Source organism: Micromonospora desertarenae, from assembly GCF_056150265.1.
The window spans coordinates 82,597-96,876 of the sequence record NZ_JAXCFQ010000015.1; the positions used below are offsets into that span (position 1 = coordinate 82,597).

Below are 14,280 nucleotides of genomic sequence, written 5' to 3' on the forward strand. Positions count from 1 at the left end.
CCGCGTACCGCCGTGGCCGCCGGTTCGCCGGGCCACGGCGGTACCGCGGTGGCTACCGTGTAGGGCGGGAGACGGCGGAGGGGACGGCGATGCGGCGACCAGCGGGGCGATCGGAACTCGACCGGGCGTGGGGGCGCCGGCTGCGCGGCAGCGCCGGGCTGGCCGCCCTGGCCGGGCTGGCCTGGGCCGCCCGGGACGTGCCGGCGGCCCTGGGCGGCCGGCTCACCGGCGCCCGCGCCGAGCGGGCCGCCCGCTCGCCGCAGTTCCGCGACGGCACCTTCCACAACCGGGAGAGCACCCGGACGATGGTCGCCGACCCCGGCCGCAACCTGCTCTGGGAACTGGTCTTCGGCAAGCAGCGGCGCCGGCCCCGCTCGGCGGTGCCGCTGCTGCGCCCGGCCGAGCCGCCGGCCACCGACACCGACCGGCAGCTCAACGTCGTCTGGTACGGCCACGCCTCCGCGCTGATCGAGATCGAGGGCCGGCGGGTGCTGCTCGACCCGGTGTGGAGCGAGCGCTGCTCGCCGTCGGCCGTGGTCGGCCCGCGCCGGCTGCACGAGCCCCCGGTACGCCTCGACGAACTGCCGCCGGTCGACGCGATCCTGATCTCGCACGACCACTACGACCACCTCGACATGGCCACCGTGCGGGCGCTGCTGGCGAGCCAGTCCGCGCCGTTCCTGGTGCCGCTCGGGGTCGGCGCGCACCTGGACCGCTGGGGCGTACCGGCGGAGCGGATCGTCGAGCTGGACTGGTCGGAGTGCCACCGGGTGGCCGGGCTGGAGTTCACCGCCACCGCGGCCCAGCACTTCTCCGGGCGGGGGCTGCGCCGCGACGGCACGCTCTGGAGCTCCTGGGTGATCGCCGGGGCCCGGCGCAAGGTCTTCTACACCGGCGACTCCGGCTACTTCGACGGGTACGCCGAGATCGGCGCGGAGCACGGGCCGTTCGACGTGACCCTGATGCAGATCGGCGCGTACGACCGGGCCTGGCCGAGCATCCACATGTTCCCGGAGGAGGCGGTCGACGCCCACCTGGACCTGCGCGGCGGGCTGCTGATCCCGGTGCACTGGGCCACCTTCAACCTGGCCCTGCACGACTGGTCCGAGCCGGTGGACCGGCTCTGGGCCGAGGCGAAGGCGCGCGACGTGCGGCTGGCCGTGCCGCGGCCCGGCGAGCGGGTGGTGGTGGACGACCCGCCCGCGGTCGACGGCTGGTGGCAGTCGGTCGCCTGAACGGGCGCCACGGGCGGGGTGCCGCCGGTTTCCGGGTGCGGGGCTCGGCCGCGTTCCGGGCTCGGGGCGCCGCCGGAGGGCCGGACGCCCGGCCGGGGGTCAGAGCACGAAGGCGTCGGTCCAGAGGGCACCGGAGCGGCCGGAGAGCGCGTCCAGCATGGCGACCGCCTGGTTGTCGGTGAGCTGCGCGACGAAGTCGACGATGGCCCGGCCCCGGGCCTTGCCGATCCGGTCCGGGGTACGCGGGTGAAGCTCCGCCTCGGCCAGCTCCACCAGGTCGTGCAGCCGGCGCGGCAGGCGGGACTCCTCCTCGGGGTCGAGCAGCCACTCCAGCAGCGCCTCCACCAGCGTGCCCAGCAGCCGGGCCTGGCCGCGCTGGTGCAGCGCCAGGTCGGGGCGGGCCAGCACGAACCGGTGGTGGACGAACTTGAGCACCTGCACCTCGTGCCACTGCGCCGGGGCCAGCAGCACGTGCCCGGAGCGCACCGAGGGGTGCTCCACCACGGTGATCGCGTCGACGAGCCGGGTGGTCCACCGGGCGGAGAAGCGGGCCACGTACTGCTCGGCCTCGATCGAGCCGTCGAACGGCACCGCGAGCAGCCCCTCGACCAGTTCCTCGCGGACGTGCTCGACCGCGGCGGCGAACGCGTCGTCGTCGGCGACCCAGGAGTCCTTGCGGTGCAGCTGCCGGCGCAGCCGCTCGATCGCCGCGCCGGGTCGGCGCGACGCGCTGGCCAGCGCCGCGTCGGTGATGGCCCGGAAGTGCCCGCTCTCGCGCTGCCAGGCCATCAGCTCTGCGGCCACCGCGCCCTGCTGGAGCACGCCGACCCGGTAGAAGTCCTCCACGTCGTGGATGGCGTACGCGATGTCGTCGGCGGTGTCCATCACGGAGGCCTCGACGGTCTGCTGCCAGTCGGCGATCCGGCCGACGAACGGCTCCCGGGCCTGGCGCAGGTCGTCCACCTCGGTCCGGTACGCGCCGAACTTCGCCGAACCGCTGGCCGGGTCGTCCGGCGGTGGGGTGGCGCCGCGCGGCGGCGGCTCCATCAGCCGGGGGTGCGGGTCGGGGTGGTCGAGCCGGGTCCACGGGTACTTCAGCAGCGCCGCCCGGACCGCCGCGGTCAGGTCCAGGCCGGTGGTCGCCGCGCCGCGGATCTCGGTGCTGGTGACGATCCGGTACGACTGCGCGTTGCCCTCGAAGCCGTCGGCGAGCCCCAGCCGGTGCCGGGCCAGCCGGTCCAGCACCCGCTCCCCCAGGTGCCCGAACGGCGGGTGGCCGAGGTCGTGCGCGAGCGCTGCCGCCTCCACCACGTCCGGATCGCAGCCGCCGAGCTTCGCCAGCAGGTCGCGGTGCTCGCCGTCGGCGGTGAGCCGTTCGGCGATCGCCCGGGCCACCTGGGCGACCTTGAGGCTGTGGGTGAGCCGGTTGTGCACCAGCAGACCGGAGCCGACCGGGCTGATCACCTGGGTGACCCCGCCGAGGCGGGCGAAGAACGGCGAGCCGACGATCCGGTCCCGGTCCGACCGGAACGGGCTGGTCGCCAGGTCGCCGAGGGCCCGGGCGCTGCCGCCGAAGAGCCGCCGGGCGCGCGGCTCCGCAGGTTGCTCCATGATCGCCACGCTAGCGCAGGGTGGCCGGCGCCGACGACGGGTCGCCGGCGTCCCGGCCGGGCGCGACGACGGTCGTCGGGGCCGGCCGGCACAATGCAGGGCGGAACCCAGACCCGAAGGCGGATCGAGATCGTGACCCTCTCTGTTCATCAGCGGATCGCCGAGGAGCTCGGCGTCGCCGAGCGTCAGGTGCGGGCGGCCGTGGAGCTGCTCGACGGCGGCGCCACCGTGCCGTTCATCGCCCGGTACCGCAAGGAGGCCACCGGCCTGCTCGACGACACCCAGCTGCGCACCCTGGAGGAGCGGCTGCGCTACCTGCGCGAGCTGGACGAGCGGCGGGCCGCCGTGCTGGAGTCGATCCGCGGCCAGGGCAAGCTGGACGAGGCGCTGGAAGCGCAGATCATGGCCGCCGACTCCAAGTCCCGGCTGGAGGACATCTACCTGCCGTACAAGCCGAAGCGGCGGACCCGGGCGCAGATCGCCCGCGAGGCGGGGCTGGAGCCGCTCGCCGACGCGCTGCTGGCCGATCCCTCCCGAGAGCCCCGGGAGGTGGCCGCCGGTTTCGTCGACGCCGACAAGGGGGTGGCCGACGCGGCCGCCGCGCTGGACGGCGCCCGGGCCATCCTGATCGAGCGGTTCGCCGAGGACGCCGACCTGATCGGGTCGCTGCGCGAGCAGATGTGGTCGCGGGGCCGGCTGGTCTCCCGGGTACGCGAGGGGCAGGAGCAGGCCGGCGCGAAGTTCGCCGACTACTTCGACTTCGCCGAGCCGTACCCGAAGCTGCCGTCGCACCGGATCCTGGCGATGTTCCGGGGCGAGAAGGAGGGCGTGCTCGACCTGACGATGGACCCGGAGCCGGAGGGTGACTCCGACGCCGTGGCCACCGGCCCGACCCGCTACGAGGCGGCCATCGCCGGCCGGTTCGGGATCACCGACCACGGGCGCCCGGCCGACCGGTGGCTGGCCGACACGGTGCGCTGGGCCTGGCGTACCCGGATCCTCATCCACCTCGGCGCGGACCTGCGGATGCGGCTGTGGCAGGCGGCCGAGGAGGAGGCGGTGCGGGTCTTCGCCACCAACCTGCGCGACCTGCTGCTCGCCGCCCCGGCGGGCACCCGGGCGACCATGGGCCTCGACCCGGGCCTGCGCACCGGGGTGAAGGTCGCCGTCGTGGACGCCACCGGGAAGGTGGTCGCCACCGACACGATCTACCCGCACGAGCCGCGCCGGCAGTGGGACGCCTCGATCGAGACGCTGGCCCGGCTCGCCGCGGCGCATCGGGTGGAGCTGGTGGCGATCGGCAACGGCACCGCCTCGCGGGAGACCGACAAGCTCGCCGGTGAGCTGATCAAGCGCCACCCGCAGCTCAACCTCACCAAGGTGGTGGTCTCCGAGGCCGGCGCGTCGGTCTACTCGGCGTCCGCGTACGCCGCCCAGGAGCTGCCCGGGCTGGACGTCTCGCTGCGCGGGGCGGTCTCCATCGCCCGGCGCCTGCAGGACCCGCTCGCCGAGCTGGTCAAGATCGACCCGCGGTCGATCGGGGTCGGCCAGTACCAGCACGACCTGTCGGAGGTGAAGCTCTCCCGGTCGCTGGACGCGGTGGTGGAGGACTGCGTGAACGCGGTCGGGGTGGACGTCAACACCGCGTCCGCGCCGCTGCTGACCCGGGTCTCCGGCATCGGCGCCGGGCTGGCGGAGAACATCGTGCTGCACCGGGACGCCAACGGTCCGTTCCGTTCCCGGGCCGAGCTGAAGAAGGTGCCGCGGCTCGGCCCCAAGGCGTTCGAGCAGTGCGCGGGCTTCCTGCGCATCCCCGACGGCGACGATCCGCTGGACTCCTCCAGCGTGCACCCGGAGGCGTACCCGGTGGTGCGGCGGATCCTCGCGCACACCGGGCAGGACCTGCGGTCGCTGATCGGCAAGAGCGCCATCCTGCGCGGGCTGCGGGCCACCGACTTCGTCGACGAGACGTTCGGCCTGCCCACGGTCACCGACATCCTCGCCGAACTGGAGAAGCCGGGCCGCGACCCGCGCCCGGAGTTCCGCACCGCCACCTTCGTCGAGGGGGTGGAGAAGATCAGCGACCTGACGCCGGGCATGGTGCTGGAGGGCGTGGTCACCAACGTGGCCGCGTTCGGCGCGTTCGTGGACGTCGGGGTGCACCAGGACGGCCTGGTGCACGTCTCGGCGATGTCCCGGACGTTCGTGAAGGACCCCCGCGAGGTGGTCAAGTCCGGTGACGTGGTCCGGGTCAAGGTGCTCGACGTCGACGTGCCCCGCAAGCGGATCTCGCTGACCCTGCGGCTGGAGGACGACGCGGAGCCCGGCGCCCGCCGGGAGCGCGGCGGTCCCCGTGGCGAGCAGGGCGGCCCGCGCGCCGAGCGCGGCGGCCAGAGCGGGCGCGGCAGCGGCCAGGGCGCCCGTGGCGGGCGGGACGGGCGGGACGGCCAGGGTGGGCGCGGCGGCGGCCAGGGCGGTCGCGGTGGCGGCCAGGGCGGTCGCGGTGGGGCACAGCGGCAGGGCCGCGGTGGTGCCGCCCCGGCGCCGGCGAACGGCGCGATGGCCGACGCGCTGCGCCGGGCCGGCCTGGCCTGACGGGTCGCGCCGGCGCGGCGCGACGGGAGGCGATGCTGCGCCGGCCCGGCCGGGCCAGACCGGGCCAGCCGGGCAAGCCGGGCAAGCCGAGCCAGACCGGGCCGGGCCGGCGCAGCGCAGCGCGCACGGCGTCGGGCGGCCCGCTCTGGTCGGGCGGACGCTGTGGAGCAGATGTCGCAGACGGATCACCGGGGGGCGTCAGGATCGGTCAGGTCGAACCCGACAGGACCTGATCCGCTGGCGGGGGGCCTGCGGCGGCGGTCGTTGGCGGTGTCGCCCCCGTCCGGTCTGGCCGCCGGCGGTGCGCCGGGGTGGTCGCGCCCTTTGGAGCTGCCCGCACAGACGGGGGCAGACCAGCCGGTGAACCGTCGACCCGTGGGGGCGGTTCGGGGCGGCCGCTCACCGCGGCCGAAGGACGGCACCGACCGCCCGTGCGCCACGACCGAAGGACGGACGAGGCGTCCACCCGACCAGGAGCACCGGACGACCGCCACCACGACCCGCCGCACCTGGCCGCAGGGCGGACGGCGGGTGGGCGTACGGTCGCGTCGTGGGTGAGGGTGACGGCCTGGACTGGCGGGAGCGGCAGCGGCGGGCGGTGCGGGCGCACGCGGCGGCCGACGAGCGGCGCCGGGCGGCGGAGCGGGCCGAGGCCGCCGAGCTGGTGGCCGGGTTCGTGGCCGAGGCGACCCGGCGCGGGTTGGCCACCACCCGGCTGGTCGCCAGCGACTACGCCGGGCGCGGCCGGTACCGGACCCGGCTCACCGGCTGGTACGTCGACCGGGCCCGCAGCCGGGCGGTGGACATCGACGGGCGGTTCCACCTGCTGACCGTGCCGGGTGGTCTGCGGGCGCGGCTGTTCGGCGCCGAGCCGCAGCCCAGCCCGCCGCCGCTGATCGTCGGGGAGGGCGGCCGGGACGGCGAGTCGGTCCCGCTCCGGACGCTGCTCGCCCGCCGGCTCGACGCCGGCGACACCTGGCCGTGACCTGATCCAGCGCCCGCGCCGCGCGAGCGGCCCGCGCTCGCCCGCCGGCTCGACGCCGGCGACACCTGGCCGTGACCGGGCTCAGCGCCCGAGCCACGCGAGCCGCCCGGGCTCGCCCGCCGGCGACACCTGGCCGTGACCGGGCTCAGCGCCCCCGCCGTGTGGGCCGCCCGGCCTCGCGCCGGGCCAGCCGCCACCAGCCGAGCTGCTGCACGGCGAGGGTGAGCAGGCCGGCGAGCACGATCGCGCACAGGTTGATCAGCAGCTGGAGCGCCGAGCCGGCCGCCTCGTGCCAGACCCGGTACGCGGCGGCCACCGCGACGTTCGCGGCGGCCGGGACAGTGGTGACCGAGATCAGCACGCCGACCAGGCTGCCGGACTTCTTCGAGGTGAGCGAGAGCATGCCGGCCACCCCGGCGAGCAGACCGACCACCCAGGAGAGCGCGTCGGGCCGCCAGATGAAGTCGGTCAGCGGCCGTTCGGCCAGCAGCATGTCGCGGCTGACCAGGCCGGCCGCGTCCAGCGCCCAGGTGCTCAGCACCGTGGCAACCATGGCGGCCAGGAACCCGACCACCAGCGCCTGCACCGACCGGAGGATGACCCGGCCGCGGCGCCGCAGCAGCGCCACGCAGAGCGCGGCCAGCGGGCCGAACTCCGGGCCCACCACCATCGCGCCGACGACGAGGATCGGCTGGTCCAGCAGCACGCCGATGCCGGCGATCATCGTGGCCACGATGAGCAGCACCAGGTAGGTCGCGGAGAGTTCGGTCTGCTCGCCGGTCTTCGCGGCGATCTCGTCCCAGACCACCGCGTCCGCCCCGCTGCCGGGGGCGGTGCGGGCGGCCCGGTCCGCGGCCGTCGAGATGGTCAGCTCCACGTCGTCGGCGGCGATGCCGCCGCGCGCCTCCACGCCGAGCTGCCGTAGCCCGTGCAGCACGCTGTCGGCGCTCTCCCGCACCACGTCGCAGAGGATCAGGTCACCCCGGGGCTGGCGCGCGGCGTCGGTGAGCACCACCAGGTGGGTCACCCCCGGATCGGCGGTCAGCAGATCCGCCACGGCCGAGGACTGGTCCGACGGCACGATGACCCGCAGGTGCAGCACGGCACTCCCCTCGCCCGATCGGCCGCCGAGCACTCTACTGCCCGGCCGCCAGCCCGGCCGTCCCGCGGGATCCACCTGGTCAGGGCCGTTTCCTCGGCGGGAGTTCTGTGGTTGATCCGACTGGTTACCGCCCGACTGTCGCGATTCGGTGCCGGTGCGAGCTATTTGCCTGATAAAACCCTTTTATCCAGACGACTGTTGCGGGAGGTCGAACCGTGCCTGGTCTCGTGATTGCGCCCGAGCGCCCGCCGCGGCAGCAGGGCCGGCTCGACCGGGGCAAGCGGATCCTCGACGTGACGGTGGCCGCCGTGCTGCTGGTGCTCGCCACCCCGGCGCTGGCCCTGGTGGCGCTCCTGGTGGCGCTGGGCCTCGGCCGCCCGGTGTTGTTCCGCCAGCGCCGCGCCGGGCTGCACGGCCGGCTCTTCGACGTGGTCAAGTTCCGCACCATGCGGCCACCCGACCCGGGTCGCGGGCTGGTCACCGACGGCGACCGGCTCACCCCGCTGGGCCGCTGGCTGCGCGCCACCAGCCTGGACGAGCTGCCCACCTTGTGGAACGTGCTGCGCGGCGACATGAGCCTGGTCGGGCCGCGGCCGCTGCTGCCGGAGTACCTGCCCCGCTACTCCCCCACCCAGGCCCGCCGGCACGAGGTCCGCCCCGGCGTCACCGGGCTGGCCCAGGTCCGCGGCCGTAACGGCCTGAGCTGGGAGGAGAAGTTCGACTACGACGTCTGGTACGTCGACAACCGGAGCCTTCGCCTCGATCTGTCGATCCTGCTGGAGACCGCCCGCACCGTCCTCCGTCGGGAGGGCATCAGCGCATGCGGGATGCCAACCGCCCCGACCTTCCACGGCAGCCCCGGCGAGATTGTCGCCCGCCGGCCGCACTTCTCGCCGGCCACCAGGACCATCGCGGCGCCGCCCGCAGTGCAGACGAACCGCCGTCCATCAATGAAGTGATCCGCCGATTCGGTCGCGATCCAGCCGGCTCGACCGAGCCGCCGCAACCCACGCGGACGCCGAGCGAATGCCCAGTGCTGTGGCGATCCTCAAGGGGAAGGGAACCCATGAGCCGACCTGTCCACCTGTCACCGCCCGATGTCGGGCCACTGGAGGAGTCGTACCTGATCGCCGCGTTGCGCTCGGGGTGGGTCGCTCCGGTCGGTCCTGACCTGGATGCCTTCGAGCGGGAGGTAGCCGCCCGCGTCGGCACCCGCGGCGCCGTCGGGGTCACGACCGGAACGGCTGCCCTCCATCTCGCTCTCCTGGGGGTGGGAGCGGGACCCGGCGACGTGGTGGTCGTCCCGACCCTCACTTTCATCGCCACCGCCAACGCCGTCCGCTACACCGGCGCGCGACCGGTCTTCGTGGACTGCGACCCGCAGACCGGCAACCTCGACGTGGGCCTGCTCGTGGACCTGCTCAACAACCTCACCTCGGCCGGCGAGCGGGTTGGTGCCGTCGTTCCGGTGGACATGTTCGGTAGCTGCGTCGACTACACCGCCCTGCTGCCGGTCTGCGCCGAAGCCGGGGTACCGGTCGTGGAGGACGCGGCCGAGGCACTTGGCGCCAGCCACCGAGGCCGGCCGGCCGGATCGTTCGGGAGGGTGGGGGCCCTCTCCTTCAACGGCAACAAGATCATCACCACGTCCGGCGGCGGCATGCTCGTCTCCGACGACACCGAACTGCTCGCCCGCGCCCGGCATCTCGCAACCCAGGCACGGGAGCCGGTACCGCACTACGAGCACCGGGAAACCGGCTGGAACTACCGGCTGAGCAACCTGCTCGCCGCTCTCGGGCGGGCCCAGTTGGTGCGGCTGGACTCGATGATCGGTCGACGCCGGCGACTGCGCGACCAGTACGCCAAGCTGTTCGCGCCGGTCCCGGGTGTGCGGTTGCTCGGGGAGGACGACGCTTCGTCCAACTGCTGGCTCACCAGCATCGTGGTCGACCCCGAGCAGGCCGGATGGCAGGCGTCGGAACTCGGTGCCCACCTGGCGGGTCTCGGTGTCGAGACCCGTCCGGTGTGGAAGCCGATGCATCTGCAACCGGTCTTCGCGGGCGAGCAGAGCCTGCTCACCGGGGCCGCCGAACGGCTCTTCGCCCGGGGCCTGACGCTGCCCAGCGGCTCCGCCCTGAACGACGGCCAGGTGAGCCGCGTCCTCAACGGAATCGACGAGTTCGTCGCGCAGCGGACGGGGGCGGCGCGAGCGTGACGACCAACTTGGTGATCGTCGGGTGTGGCGGGCACGGACGTGAGGTGCTGACGATCGTCCGCGCGATGAACGACCTCCGGCCGGAACCCCGATACCGGTTCCTCGGCTTCGTCGACGACCGTCCCGCGGAAGCGAACCTCAAGCGGGTGCGGCAGCTCGACGCGGCGTTCCTCGGCGGCCTCTCCTGGCTGCGGGAGGCACCCGCGGACACCCACTTCCTCATCGGCATCGGTGATCCGCGGGTCCGCCGCGTGGTGGGAGAACGGCTCGACGCCTACGGGCTACCCGCCGCCACCGCCGTGCACCCTGACGCCACCGTCGGGTCGGACCTCGCGCACGGTGAGGGTCTGGTGGTCTTCGCCGGCGCTCGGGTCACCACCAACGTGACCCTCGGCCGGCACGTGCACCTCAACCAGAACGCGACCGTGGGGCATGACAGTCAGCTCGATGACTACGTGTCCGTCAACCCGCTGGCCGCCGTCTCCGGCGACTGCCACCTTGCCGAGGGCGTGCTCGTGGGAACCACCGCCGCTGTCCTGCAGGGGTTGCGGGTCGGTGCCGGCAGCGTCGTCGGCGCGGGGGCGTGCGTGGTCCGCGACGTGCCAGCGGGCGCGGTGGTCAAGGGGGTGCCGGCCCGATGAGCGGCGGCAGCACCTTGGTCAGCCCGCCCGTGGACCCGACCACCGGTCGGCACGCCGCTGGCGGGCGAACCAGCGGCGATCCAGGACGGAACACCTCGGGACCGAGCCTGGGCAGCTTGGCCGGTGCCGCCATGAGCACTGCCGGGGCACGGGTCACTTCGCTGTTGATCAGCCTCGTCGCCGGCGTGCTGACGGCCCGGGCGCTCGGCCCGCACGACCGCGGTCTGCTCGCTGTCGCGATCGCGAGCACCGCGGTGTTCAGCACCCTCTGCGCGGCCGGCCTGGACACCGCGAATCTGAGGCTGGCCGGCCGCTCCGCGGCGGCACACCGGCACACCGTCCAGACCACCCGGCGATACGTCGTCACGGTAGGCGCCGGACTGGCCGCGCTCTGGGCCGCGGCCGGGCTGATGATCGGCCCGGAGGTCCGGCTCGGACTCGACCCGGTGACGTTCGGTCTGACGCTCGCCATGTGCCCGGTGGTACTGCTGAGCACGCTGCTGGGTGCGACCGAGATCGGTCGGGGGCGTGCCTCGGCGTACAACCTGGTGGTGGTGGCGTCCCTCGGCGTCTACCTCCTCGGTCTCGGGGCCGTGGTGGCCGCCGGTCGGGCCACTCCTGCGACCGTCATGGCGATGTACGCCGTGGGCCAGTTCGTCGGCCTCGTGACCCTGCTACGGCGGGCCCGACCCGCCGGATCGGCCGGTGCGGAGCCCGGCGTAGACGACGAGTACCGGTCGTCGGCCCGCCGCGCGTACCTGCCGAACCTCGCCCAGTTCGGCATGATCCGCACGCAGATCCCGGTGATCCAGATGCTGGTCGGGGCGAGCACGGTCGGCGTCTACTCGGTGGCGCTGGCACTCGCCGAGGTCCTGCTGATCGTTCCGGTCGCGGTGAGCCTGGTGCTGGTGCCCACGGTGGCCAACGGTGCCGCCGACTGGCGGTCGGTGGCTCGGCTGGGCACCCTGACCCTGCTGGTCACCACCGCCGGCGCCGGGGCGCTCGCGGCCGTGGGACCGACAGTGGTGCCGATGCTCTATGGCGCCGACTTCGCGTCCGCCGTGCCGGTTCTCTGGGCGCTCCTGCCGGGCGTCGCCATCTTCGCCCTCGCCCGGGTGCTGCAGAGCTACCTCACCGCGACCGACCGGCCGGTCGCCACGACCATCGCGGCGCTCGCCGGAACGGTGGTCGGGCTGTCCGGCATGGCCGTGCTGGTGCCGGACCATGGTGCCACCGGCGCTGGGCTGGCCGTGTCCGCCGGCTACCTGGTGTACGCGGTGGTGATAGCACCCGCGTTCCTTCGTGCCGATCCGACCCGCCGACATGTCGGACGGCGACGGAGAAGCCCCCGGCCTCCCGAGCCGAGCGGTTCACGCCCGTTGCTGTTCGCCGGCCTGGTCCTGGCCGCGGCGGTAGCCTGCGGGCTGATCGCCGTCCAGACGGGGACGAGGCCCGGACCGCTGACCCTGCTGGTCCTCGGCGCAGTGCTGGTGGCGGCCGTGCTGCTGGTGCCGGTGCTGGGCGTATACGGCCTCGCACTTGGCGCACCCGCCACGCAGCTACCGGAGCCGTACACGGTAGGCACCACCGAACTGCTTCTACTGTCGCTGTGCTGTCTGGTCGGCACCATCCTGCGCCGTCAGGCATGTTGGCGCGATCCCACCTGCGGCTGGCTGGTCGCGGGCCTGATCGCTCTGCTGCTGGTCGGCACGATGGTCAATGACGCCCAGTTCCAGCCGTTGACCGCGATCGCTCCGGTAGCGGTGGTGGCCGTACCGGTGGTCTGCCTTCCGCTGGTAATGCGCGGCACCCCCGGGGACCGGCGAGCAGTGCTGGTGTTCGCCTTCGCCGCCACGGCCGTCGGTGTGCTGCACACCCTGGAGACGCTGCGCTCCGGCGGGCCGGCGCAGATCACCGAGATCACCCCTACGGCGGTGAATCGCAACGCCTGGGGGCCCATGCTGGTGCTCGCCCTCGCCGTCCTACTCGCCCGGCTGTCCCGGCCGGCGCCACTGGTCCTACGGCTCGTCTCCATCGCCGCGCTACTGGGGGCCGTGCTGGGGATCGGCTACTCCTACAGCCGCTCCTCGTACCTCGGCGCGATCGCCGTGCTGCTCTGCTTCGCCGTCCGTCGGCTGCTCCGGGCCGGGCTGTGGGTCGGGGTGACAGCGGTGGTGGCCGCCGCATTCGGCGTTTCCGGTTCCGCCCTCCTGCCGGACACGATCGCCAACCGGATCAGCGAGACCAGTACCGGAGGCGCCCTGGACCTGTCCGCCGCGCTCCGGGTCGACCTGTGGTCGGCCGCCCTGCGCATGGCGATGGACCACCCGTTCGTCGGCGTGGGCTACCTCGGGTTCAACAGCAGGCTTCCCGACTACTTCGCTCAGCAGGCCACCAACGCCTGGTACCAGCCCACGTCACAGCTGAGCCTGCTGTCGCATCCGCACAACTTCTACCTCACGGTGCTCGTCGAGACCGGCGTGCTCGGGGTGGTGCTGCTCGGCGTCCTGCTCTGGCGCATCTACCAGCCGGTCTGGCGGGACTACCGGTCGCGGGCAGGTTGGACGGCCGAGGGGGCGATACTCGCCGGCATCGGCGTAGCGGTCTGCTCGCTGACCGGCGAGCCCCTGCTCACGCTGCCGGTCCTCATTCCGTTCGTGATCCTCCACGCCGTAGCCACGAGGAGAACTCCATGAGCCCATCGCGCGCCGACACCGGTACCGACCGCCCGCTCCGGATCCTCCAGGTGACGACGACTCCCGACGGCGGCTCCTGGTTCCACGACCAAGTGGTCGGTCTGGCCCGTCGTGGGCACCAGGTCCGGGCCGTGCTGCCCGGCGAGGGGCCGCTGGCCAACCGGCTGCGGGCGGCGGACGTACCCACCGAGATCGTCCCGCTGTGCGGCTGGCGTCCCGGACAGTTGCCCCGGGTCGCGGCGGCCGAACTCCGCCTGGTGCGGCTGATCCGCCAGTTCCGGCCGGACGTGGTGCATGCGCACCTGCTCAAGGCCAACGTCGCGTGCCGGATCGCCAGCCTTGTCGGCGGGCGCGGCCTGCACATCAACCAGGTCACCGGGATCAACCACCTGCGCAGCCCGATCCTCCGCCGGATCGACCTGGCCACGCTTTCCCGGGCAGACGTGCTGATCGGCTCCTGCACCGCCTTCGCCGAGCGCTACCGGCGGTTCGGCGCACGGCGCGTCGCGGTCAGCCACTACGGCTGTGACGTGCACCGGCTGGACCCGGCCACGTCCGGAGACGCCTTCCGAACGGAATTCGGCCTGTCTCCGGACACACCGACGGTGGGGATGGTGGCACACATGTATCCCACCCGGATGCGAGCCTTCCGGGACGTCGGCGTCAAGGGTCACGAGGTGCTGATCGACGCGGTGCCGCGGCTGCTGGCACGCGTGCCGGACACCAACGTCTTCGTGGTGGGCGACGAGTTCGTCGGCAACGGCGACTACCGCCGGTCGCTGGAGGACCGGGCCGCTCGCCTGGGGGTCGAAGGGCGGGTGCACTTCACGGGTCACCGGTCGGACATCCAGAACGTCCTTGCCGCGATGGACGTCCTGGTCAACCCCTCTCTTGAGGAGTCGGCCTGCTACGCGATGATCGAGGCGCTGCTGATGGAGAAGGGCGCCGTGGCCAGCGACGTCGGTGGCCTGCCGGACACCGTCCAGCACGGCGAAACCGGCCTGCTGGTGCCGCCGGGTGACGCGGCCGCCCTCGCCGACGCCGTCGCCGACCTCCTCACCGACCCGCAGCGTCGCCGGGAGATGGGGCGCCTCGGCCGGTTGCGCTGCCTGCGCCGCTTCGACATCGAGCAGACGGTGGCGGATGTCGAGGCCGTGTACCGCGACGCGCTCGCCGAACGGGCGGGAGTGCGGCCGTGAC

At 73.8% G+C, this 14,280-nt stretch carries 10 protein-coding genes; 8 read left to right on the forward strand and 2 right to left on the reverse strand.

Annotated elements, in window-relative coordinates; translation table 11 throughout:
- Positions 1–89: 89 nt before the first annotated feature.
- Positions 90–1,235 carry an MBL fold metallo-hydrolase gene (locus SM577_RS26230; protein WP_302922879.1) on the forward strand — a complete coding sequence of 382 codons (1,146 nt, stop codon included), beginning with the start codon at positions 90–92 and terminating at the stop codon, positions 1,233–1,235.
- Positions 1,236–1,334: 99 nt separating this feature from the next.
- On the opposite strand, the gene SM577_RS26235 is transcribed toward SM577_RS26230, so the two are convergent.
- Positions 1,335–2,846, reverse strand: coding sequence for a deoxyguanosinetriphosphate triphosphohydrolase family protein (locus SM577_RS26235; RefSeq protein ID WP_302922878.1), 1,512 nt, complete (start codon positions 2,844–2,846; stop codon positions 1,335–1,337).
- A gap of 93 nt (positions 2,847–2,939) precedes the next feature.
- Here SM577_RS26235 and SM577_RS26240 point away from each other — a divergent pair, with 93 nt between their 5' ends.
- Both SM577_RS26240 and SM577_RS26245 read left to right on the forward strand, forming a co-directional pair.
- Positions 2,940–5,441, forward strand: coding sequence for a Tex family protein (locus SM577_RS26240; protein WP_474588210.1), 2,502 nt, complete (start codon positions 2,940–2,942; stop codon positions 5,439–5,441).
- A 550-nt stretch (positions 5,442–5,991) separates the two neighbouring features.
- Positions 5,992–6,426: a hypothetical protein gene (locus SM577_RS26245; RefSeq protein WP_474588211.1), complete on the forward strand. Its 435-nt coding sequence runs from the start codon at positions 5,992–5,994 to the stop codon at positions 6,424–6,426.
- 145 nt (positions 6,427–6,571) lie between these two features.
- On the opposite strand, the gene SM577_RS26250 is transcribed toward SM577_RS26245, so the two are convergent.
- The gene (locus tag SM577_RS26250; RefSeq protein ID WP_302922875.1) at positions 6,572–7,528 is read right to left on the reverse strand and encodes a DUF389 domain-containing protein; all 957 of its coding nucleotides are present in this window, start codon (positions 7,526–7,528) and stop codon (positions 6,572–6,574) included.
- A 215-nt stretch (positions 7,529–7,743) separates the two neighbouring features.
- On the opposite strand from SM577_RS26250, the gene SM577_RS26255 reads away from it, so the two are divergent.
- From SM577_RS26255 to SM577_RS26275, 5 genes are all read left to right on the forward strand, one after another.
- On the forward strand, positions 7,744–8,487 hold the full coding sequence (locus SM577_RS26255) for a sugar transferase (protein ID WP_474588212.1): 744 nt from the start codon (positions 7,744–7,746) through the stop codon (positions 8,485–8,487).
- Between the two features lie 107 nt (positions 8,488–8,594).
- On the forward strand, positions 8,595–9,743 hold the full coding sequence (locus SM577_RS26260; protein ID WP_474588213.1) for an aminotransferase class I/II-fold pyridoxal phosphate-dependent enzyme: 1,149 nt from the start codon (positions 8,595–8,597) through the stop codon (positions 9,741–9,743).
- Positions 9,744–9,754: 11 nt separating this feature from the next.
- Positions 9,755–10,384, forward strand: a complete 630-nt coding sequence (locus tag SM577_RS26265) for an acetyltransferase (RefSeq protein ID WP_474588248.1) — start codon at positions 9,755–9,757, stop codon at positions 10,382–10,384.
- A gap of 131 nt (positions 10,385–10,515) precedes the next feature.
- A complete protein-coding gene (locus tag SM577_RS26270) occupies positions 10,516–13,080 on the forward strand; it encodes an O-antigen ligase family protein (protein ID WP_474588214.1) in 2,565 nt (854 codons plus the stop codon).
- Complete coding sequence (locus SM577_RS26275) at positions 13,077–14,279, forward strand: glycosyltransferase family 4 protein (RefSeq protein WP_474588215.1); 1,203 nt, start codon at positions 13,077–13,079, stop codon at positions 14,277–14,279. Before SM577_RS26270 ends, SM577_RS26275 begins: the two co-directional genes overlap by 4 nt.
- The last annotated feature ends 1 nt before the right edge of the window (position 14,280 follow it).

Bases quoted from the DNA above. Each gene is read 5' to 3' on its own strand.
- SM577_RS26230 (WP_302922879.1), top strand. From the start codon at position 90: ATGCGGCGACCAGCGGGGCGATCGGAACTCGACCGGGCGTGGGGGCGC.
- SM577_RS26235 (WP_302922878.1), bottom strand. From the start codon at position 2,846: ATGGAGCAACCTGCGGAGCCGCGCGCCCGGCGGCTCTTCGGCGGCAGC.
- SM577_RS26240 (WP_474588210.1), top strand. From the start codon at position 2,940: ATGCAGGGCGGAACCCAGACCCGAAGGCGGATCGAGATCGTGACCCTC.
- SM577_RS26260 (WP_474588213.1), top strand. From the start codon at position 8,595: ATGAGCCGACCTGTCCACCTGTCACCGCCCGATGTCGGGCCACTGGAG.
- SM577_RS26270 (WP_474588214.1), top strand. From the start codon at position 10,516: ATGAGCACTGCCGGGGCACGGGTCACTTCGCTGTTGATCAGCCTCGTC.
- SM577_RS26275 (WP_474588215.1), top strand. From the start codon at position 13,077: ATGAGCCCATCGCGCGCCGACACCGGTACCGACCGCCCGCTCCGGATC.